This is a genomic window from Acinetobacter lwoffii, from assembly GCF_024129595.1.
Taxonomy (GTDB): Bacteria; Pseudomonadota; Gammaproteobacteria; order Pseudomonadales; family Moraxellaceae; genus Acinetobacter; species Acinetobacter lwoffii_O.
Window position 1 is genome coordinate 38,999 of the sequence record NZ_JAMXXS010000024.1, and the last position, 7,746, is coordinate 46,744.

Consider the following 7,746-nt stretch of genomic DNA (forward strand, 5'->3'; position numbering starts at 1 on the left):
TGCTTTGAAAGCAGGCTTTTTTATTGAAGATACACTGAAACTAAACCAGAATTTCGCGTTTACCATTGGCACCCATACCGCTGACAATGCCGTTTTCTTCCATCTGGTCAATGATCCGCGCAGCACGATTATAGCCCAGACTGAATTTTCTCTGTAAGGATGAAGTAGAAGCCTTACGGGTTTCCAAAACAAATGCCACACACTGGTCATACAGTGCATCACGGTCTGATCCACCGTCGCCACCATCTTCAAAACCACGGCTAGATGGTTCTTCATCGAATGGTGTCAGGATCTCGTCGACATAGTTTGGTGAACCACGTTCACGCCATGCATCACAGATCCGGTTGACTTCGTCATCGGCAATAAAGGCACCATGTACACGCTCAGGTTCAATTTTACCCGGGCCGAGGAATAGCATGTCACCATGACCGAGCAAGTCTTCTGCACCACCCGCATCCAGAATGGTACGCGAATCGATCTTCGAGTTAACCCGTAATGCGACACGCGTCGGGATATTGGCCTTGATCAGACCGGTGATCACATCTACTGATGGACGCTGGGTCGCAAGCAACAGGTGAATACCGGCCGCACGTGATTTTTGTGCCAGACGGGTAATCATTTCTTCGGCTTTTTTACCGACCTGCATGATCATATCCGCGAACTCATCCGCGACAATCACAATGGAAGGCAATGGCGTTAACCGCGGTGCACGTTCACCCACAACAGAATCGCTGGCTTTCCAGGTTGGATCGATCAGGTCTTCACCATTGGCAATTGCCTCTTCCACCTTGCGGTTATAGTCGCTCAGTTTACGGATTTTCAGGAAAGACATCAGTTTATAACGACGTTCCATTTCATTGACACACCAGTTCAATGCGCTGACCGCATCTTTCATATCGGTAACTACAGGCGTCAACAAATGTGGAATATCATTATAGTTCGCCAGTTCTAGCTGCTTCGGATCGATCAGAATAAGACGCAATTCATCTGGGGTATATTTCAGCAACATCGATAGAATCATCGAGTTGACCGCCACCGATTTACCCGAACCTGTGGTCCCTGCCACCAGCATATGCGGCGCTTTCCCCAGATCAGCAATTACCGGATTACCGGAAATATCCTTACCCATTGCCATGGAGAGAATACTATTCGGATCAGTGAAAGCAGGAATGGTCAAAAGTTCGATCAAACGGACCATTTCACGGGTACTGTTCGGCACTTCGATCCCGATATACGGCTTGCCTGGAATGACTTCAACCACACGCACCGATGCCATCGACATCGAACGTGCCAGATCTCGGGAAATATTGGTCACTTTAGAAGCTTTCACCCCTGGCGCCAGATCCAGTTCAAAACGTGTTACGACTGGGCCTGGCTGTGCTTCTACCACTTTGGCTTTGACATTAAATTCTTGCAGCTTGATTTCAAGCAATTCAGATAAACGTGCCAGCTGCTCTTCGGTAAAATTCACTTTTTTATTCGGATCGACTTCATCCAGTAAATCTAGCCCTGGAAGTGGTGATAAATCTTTACGGCGCTCCACCACCTGCATGGCACGTGACATCGGACGGCCTGAAGCATCAGTTAAAGGAGCATCAAAATCAAACTCGTCTTCATCTTGTGGTTTACCAGCCGTTTCTTGCCAGGCTTCTACAAATTCTTCTTTCGATAAAGCCTCGCGTACTGCTGCATGAGTTGCAGAAGGAGGAGATACTGGTTGCTCTATACCCTGATGCTGAATTGGTGCCTGAACAAAAGCAGAAGATTGAGCATAGCTAGAACTACGTACCGGTTGGCTTGGCTCTTCCTCTTCAATCAGCAAATCACCCAGGTCATCCAGATCGGTCTGTAATGCGCTGTTTTTCACGACATGTGCAGTCGCCATGGATGCCATGGCCGGTGCAACATTGGTCATGTCTTCTACAATTCTTGAGGTCTTTTCGGCTGGTGCTGTATTGAATGGACTATGCACATCGGTCGCAGTTTTGCCTTGCGGAACTGCAGCCAGAAGTTCATCAAAGATTTCATCATCATCCCAGTCCAGACCTGTATGTGGAGTAGGTGCTGTTCTGGTATGAGCATGAGTCTGTGCTGCAACAGATTGTGGGGCAACTATATGTGAGACTGAAGAATTAAGCTGTTCTTCTTCGGCTGCTTTGAGTAAGGCGTCAATATCCTGTTTATGGCGCTGATCTTCATTCGAATGCAAGGCACGCCACACCTCGCCTGTCGCTACCACACGATCCGGCTGTTGAGGCACTTGCTGTACTTGTTTAAATGTCTCGACTGGTTCAGCAGTCTGCTGCTCAGCTTCGGGAAGATCATCATAAAACTGCGGTTGTTGTGATTCTTTATCGGCAAAATCATCAAATAAACGTTCAGCCACCTGATCACGCACCACCGGATCTATTTCTACCAGTTGATGTTCAGGCGCAGGTGTTACTGCAACCGCTACTTTTTTTGCACTAATGACTGGCTCTTTTTTGGCAACAGGTGCAGTACGGTCAAAATCAGACATGCCTTCAGGCACATTGCGGTAGAACAGATCTTGCAGATAAGCAGGCGTTGCTTTGAGGCTGCTCCAGGTCTTGTTCCACTTCACCCCAAAAGCCAAGGTAAATAACACCACCCAAAGCACAAACAAGAAGAATGCTGCACCGTATACTGTCAGCAATTGTTCAAGACTCTGACCTAATTCATAGCCAATAATACCGCCGGAAGAATTATCCAGCGTATCAGCAGGGACTTGCCAGAATAAAAACAACAGCGCTGAGGTGGTCAGCAACAGGAAGAATTGTGCAGCATAGCGAAATGGCCGGTTCAGGAAGCTACGCGGCCACCAGACCTGAATCGCTTCCATAAACAGATAGACAGGGATCAGCAGACTTGCCCAACCGAGAAAGCCAAACAAAAGGTCTGCAATCCAGGCACCCGCTACCCCACTGGCATTCGAAACGGTCTGCGTATCACTGGAGATATGCATCCACCCCGGATCAAATGGCGTATAGGTCACTGTTGCAAGAAACAGATAAATCCCAAATGAGACTAAAAATAATGTCATTACTAAGCGCTGTGCATAGGCACTCGACACCGCTGTCATATACTGTCCTGTAACCAATTCTTCATGAATATTCTTTTGCTTCAATGCTTGAAAAAAGCGACGCAATAAAATACATATTATGCACCTGTTCTGTGAAAAAAGATGCACTATTGTGCAAGCACAATGTTACTTATGCTATATAGCCCAAATCGATTTCAATGATCAATAATATCGACTTTAATCTCACACCACTGTTATACAGTTTCACGTATAATTCAATAAATTTCTAAATAAAAAAGGATACAGCTGATGAGCGCACGTCACTCACGACTGATTATTTTAGGTTCTGGCCCTGCAGGCTATAGCGCGGCAGTATATGCAGCGCGTGCAAACTTGAAACCTACCCTGATTGCAGGCTTGCAACTGGGCGGTCAGCTGACCACGACGACTGACGTCGATAACTGGCCGGGTGATCCCGAAGGTTTGACTGGTCCAGCATTGATGGAACGTATGCAGGCACATGCAGAGCGTTTTGGCACTGAAATCGTGTATGACCATATCAATGAAGTGGATCTTAGCCAGCGCCCCTTCGTGTTAAAAGGCGATATGGAAGAATTCACCTGTGATGCTCTGATCATCTGTACCGGTGCAACTGCACAATACCTCGGTCTGGAATCTGAAGCAGCCTATATGGGTCAAGGTGTTAGCGCTTGCGCGACCTGTGATGGTTTCTTCTATAAAAACCAGAAAGTAATGGTTGTAGGGGGAGGTAATACTGCTGTTGAAGAAGCGTTGTACTTATCCAATATTGCTTCTCACGTGACTCTGGTTCACCGTCGTGATTCATTACGCTCTGAAAAAATCCTGCAAGATCATTTATTTGCTAAAGAAAAAGAAGGCAAGATCAGCATTATCTGGAACCATCAGGTCGATGAAGTTTTAGGTGATGCACAATCTGGCGTGACTTCAGTTCGTCTTAAATCAACTCAAGATGATTCTACTCAAAATGTTGATGTGACGGGTATGTTTGTGGCGATTGGTCACAAGCCAAATAGCACCATGTTCGAAGGCCAGTTAGAGCTTCGTGATGGTTATATCCAGGTGCAAAGCGGTACTGCAGGTAATGCAACACAAACTTCCGTACCGGGTGTATTTGCAGCAGGTGATATTGCGGACAGCATTTATCGTCAAGCCATTACTTCTGCGGGTTCAGGCTGTATGGCTGCGCTGGATGCAGAAAAATATCTTGATGCGATGGGTAAACTAGACTAAGCAGCAAGAATAAAAAAGCCGTCCATTATGGGCGGCTTTTTTATTGCTAGAATGAGATGATGATTTATCTATAGATTTATGTTGGGTCTGCCATGTCTTTATTTCCTCCCTCAGAATTCATTTTTCCCAATCCGGTCGAGGTTGATCCTGAAGGTGAAGGATTGATTTGTATTGGTGCAGACCTCTCCCCTTCCACACTTTATGAAGCCTATACACATGGATTATTTCCATGGTTTTCAGAAGGTGATCCGATTTGCTGGTGGAGTCCGGAACCACGCTGCATTATTCGCCCCGAAGATTATCATCCAAGCAAATCCCTGCTACGCAATATGAAAAAGCAGGACTATAAAATTACGGTCAATCATGCTTTTGAAAGAGTGATTCGTTCCTGCTCCCTACCCCGTGCTTATGCAGACGATACCTGGATCAGTGAAGATATTATCGCAGGCTATTGCGACATGTTCGACGCAGGATATGGCTATAGCATTGAGGTCTGGGATGAAGATCGCGTCGTCGGTGGACTTTATGGTGTGACCATCGGTCAAGGCTGTTTTGGTGAATCCATGTTTAGTACGCAAACCGATGTTTCTAAAATGGCTTTCTATACTTTAATGCTGATTGGACAGGAAAATAAACTACCCTGGATCGACTGCCAACTGGTCAACGATCATCTTTTAAGCCTAGGTGCCTGCACACTTTCTCGCCAAGCCTATCTTAATTCTTTACAAGATATTATAAAAAAGCCTGCGATTGATTGGAAAAAGTATCAGGAAGGTGTATTTTCAAGTAAAACAATAGCGCAAAACGCGCGCTTAAGTGAATGAAAATAACAGAGGGTAGTTGTTATGAACTCTTATCAGCCAAAGGCCCTACTGAACGATTTACAGTATTATATTACGCCGCCGCATGATTGCAGCTATCTGCCCAACAAGTCGGCGCGCATGGTTTTTCTAGATCCCGCACATCGAATTGATGTAGTCACTTTATCGGAACTGTCACGTACCGGTTTCCGTCGCAGTGGTGATTTCGTGTATCGCCCCGAATGTCATTTGTGTCGTCAATGTCTGTCTTCGCGTGTGCCTGTTGCTGAATTCCGCATGAACAGTTCACAAAAAAAAGCCTGGAAACGTAATCAGGATCTGGTGATAAAAATTACCAGTCCAGAGCACGCCGGGGACCTACATTATGCGCTGTATGAACGCTATATCAATGAACGCCACGCAGATGGCGATATGTTCCCACCCACCCGGGATCAGTTCGAAAAATTTTTATTGCAAAGCTGCACCGACAGCTTCTTTCTAGAATTATGGCAAGGTGAGCGTCTAATCAGCGTTTCCACTTGCGACCTGCTGGATGATGGCATCTCTGCCGTCTATACCTTCTTTGATCCGGATGAAAATCGTCGTTCACTCGGTGCTTTTGCAATCTTGAAACAGATTAAACATGCACAAAAGCTGGGCTTGCAATTTATCTATCTGGGTTATTGGGTGCCACATTCCAACAAGATGAATTACAAATCTCAGTATCTGCCACTGGAACTCTTGATCGATGGACAATGGCGACGTTTAAATCATGCATTGAGTGCCACGGAGATTCAGCAATTGGGAAACTCATTAATGACGACCTTACCCAGCGGATGGAATCACCAGATTATTAAATAAGGTCGTCAGTTTGTATTATTTAAATAGACTAGCAAAATCATCTGTACATGCTTTCACCATAATGATGGCATGTTCACGGCTTCCGTTGGCATTTGGATAATAGTTCTTACGCAGATCAATCTGATGAAAGCCTGATTTTTCATAAAGCTTGATCGCAGCCTGATTACTCTCGCGCACTTCCAGGAAAATCTGCACCGGATTATTTTTTAGCATCGTCACTGAAGCCTCCAGCAACTGATAGCCCAAACCCTGACCTTGCTGTGCCGGATCAATTGCCATGAGCAATAAATTGGCTTCATCCAGCACCGGTTGTAAAATACAAAATCCGGCCACCTGCCCTTGCACTTCAATCACGGTACTTTGATAAGCCGTTACAGCATCTTTGAACTGTTTTAAAGTCCAGGGATGGGATTGAACCGATCTCTCAATCTTTGCAACGGCTTCTACATCCGCTGCTTGCATTAAACGAATCATCTTCGTTCATCTTATATAGAATCAACCTCCGCATTATAGAAAGTTCATCCAAAAAATCGAGCAAAAAAAAGAGCGATTTTAGTCGCTCTCCAATCTTCAGTTCTGTCACAAACCCAATTTAGCTTTCCAAGTCGCCAACAGTTGATCTGTATGATGATTATTCGGATGGAATCCCGGTTTAAAATACATCAGCATTTCTTTCGCCATACCCGTAATGACACCTTTAGAAGGACTATAGGCATAGGTATAAATGGCTTTTAAGGACTCAAGATTAAACTGCTGATCCTGTTTAAGCAAACGGACGAAGAAATAGCTTTGCACCACAAATAAGGTTGCCATTGCGATGACCAAGGATGAAGTACGCAGTGCATAGGCTTTTAGGCCTTGGCCAAAAACCCCTTCGAAGACATCATATGCAACTGCCTTATGTTCATTTTCCTCGATGGCATGCCATAACCACATGGTTTTCATGGTTTTATCTGTCATCAATTCCTGAATGTAGCTATTGGTCAAAAGCTGTGAGGCAATGGTTGCAGTGAAATGCTCAAGTGCCGTGGTTGCAGTCAAATCTACCATTTCTTGGGTAATTCCCACAGGCTTACCCAGTTTAGCCATGACTTTACGTGTCGTTTGAATGACTTTATCGGTATAACGATCAAGCGTCTCGACATCATGCCCATGTTTTTGTGCAGAAGCATTAAAGCCGATATGCTCGTGAGTATGCATGGCTTCCTGACCAATAAAAGCGGAAATTTCTTTTTGTAATGCTTCATTATTGGCAATTGCAGGATGTTTACGCACCGCACGGACTGAATCTATAAAAAACTTTTCACCTGCTGGAAATAGCGCAGATAATGCCGTCATAAAATGAGTGAGACCTGCTGAACCATTCATCCAATATTCCGGTACAGCATCAAAATCAAAGTTCATGCGACGAACTGGAAAACTTGCACCCGCACGATTGGTAATATTTACTTTCGCATTCATGTGACCACTCCCATCAGGCCAATCCAGACCCGAAAATGTAATATTCATATTCTTATCTGTATATTACGTGGTAATTTTTTTTACATAAGTGCAGTTTAGGTCAAGCCGATATCAGATAAGGACAGCTTTTTAAGTCATTGTCCGACAATCTATTTTTAGTTTTATAAAAGTTTGAATCAAAAAAAAGCGCCTCAAAGAGGCGCTTTTCTTACACAATCAGCGATTATGCAGTTACTTTAGCAACTACACCAGCACCAACTGTACGACCGCCTTCACGGATCGCAAAACGTAGACCTGGGTCCATTGCGATCG

At 44.9% G+C, this 7,746-nt stretch carries 7 protein-coding genes; 3 read left to right on the forward strand and 4 right to left on the reverse strand.

Annotated features, from left to right (window positions below; genetic code table 11):
* Positions 1–40: 40 nt before the first annotated feature.
* Entirely contained in the window at positions 41–3,100 is a 3,060-nt protein-coding gene (locus NI466_RS11480) for a DNA translocase FtsK (protein WP_253173634.1), read from the reverse strand.
* Positions 3,101–3,349: 249 nt separating this feature from the next.
* On the opposite strand from NI466_RS11480, the gene trxB reads away from it, so the two are divergent.
* The 3 genes from trxB to NI466_RS11495 all read left to right on the forward strand — a co-directional run bounded on the left by trxB (position 3,350) and on the right by NI466_RS11495 (position 5,973).
* Positions 3,350–4,312 carry a thioredoxin-disulfide reductase gene (gene trxB / locus NI466_RS11485; protein WP_004646117.1) on the forward strand — a complete coding sequence of 321 codons (963 nt, stop codon included), beginning with the start codon at positions 3,350–3,352 and terminating at the stop codon, positions 4,310–4,312.
* Between the two features lie 92 nt (positions 4,313–4,404).
* The gene (gene aat / locus NI466_RS11490) at positions 4,405–5,136 is read left to right on the forward strand and encodes a leucyl/phenylalanyl-tRNA--protein transferase (protein WP_253173636.1); all 732 of its coding nucleotides are present in this window, start codon (positions 4,405–4,407) and stop codon (positions 5,134–5,136) included.
* Positions 5,137–5,157: 21 nt separating this feature from the next.
* The gene (locus tag NI466_RS11495) at positions 5,158–5,973 is read left to right on the forward strand and encodes an arginyltransferase (RefSeq protein WP_253173637.1); all 816 of its coding nucleotides are present in this window, start codon (positions 5,158–5,160) and stop codon (positions 5,971–5,973) included.
* Positions 5,974–5,988: 15 nt separating this feature from the next.
* Here the strand turns inward: NI466_RS11495 and rimI are convergent, their stop codons facing one another.
* The 3 genes from rimI to NI466_RS11510 all read right to left on the reverse strand — a co-directional run.
* Positions 5,989–6,447 carry a ribosomal protein S18-alanine N-acetyltransferase gene (rimI, locus tag NI466_RS11500; protein ID WP_004730600.1) on the reverse strand — a complete coding sequence of 153 codons (459 nt, stop codon included), beginning with the start codon at positions 6,445–6,447 and terminating at the stop codon, positions 5,989–5,991.
* 105 nt (positions 6,448–6,552) lie between these two features.
* Complete coding sequence (locus tag NI466_RS11505) at positions 6,553–7,434, reverse strand: metal-dependent hydrolase (RefSeq protein ID WP_253173639.1); 882 nt, start codon at positions 7,432–7,434, stop codon at positions 6,553–6,555.
* Between the two features lie 223 nt (positions 7,435–7,657).
* A partial coding sequence (locus tag NI466_RS11510; RefSeq protein WP_445585614.1) for an EF-Tu C-terminal domain-related protein occupies positions 7,658–7,746 on the reverse strand: 89 nt, incomplete at its 5' end.

Excerpts from the sequence above, each read along its gene's own strand:
- rimI (WP_004730600.1), bottom strand. The coding sequence starts at position 6,447 with ATGATTCGTTTAATGCAAGCAGCGGATGTAGAAGCCGTTGCAAAGATT.
- trxB (WP_004646117.1), top strand. The coding sequence starts at position 3,350 with ATGAGCGCACGTCACTCACGACTGATTATTTTAGGTTCTGGCCCTGCA.
- aat (WP_253173636.1), top strand. The coding sequence starts at position 4,405 with ATGTCTTTATTTCCTCCCTCAGAATTCATTTTTCCCAATCCGGTCGAG.
- NI466_RS11480 (WP_253173634.1), bottom strand. The coding sequence starts at position 3,100 with ATGACAGCGGTGTCGAGTGCCTATGCACAGCGCTTAGTAATGACATTA.
- NI466_RS11505 (WP_253173639.1), bottom strand. The coding sequence starts at position 7,434 with ATGAATGCGAAAGTAAATATTACCAATCGTGCGGGTGCAAGTTTTCCA.
- NI466_RS11495 (WP_253173637.1), top strand. The coding sequence starts at position 5,158 with ATGAACTCTTATCAGCCAAAGGCCCTACTGAACGATTTACAGTATTAT.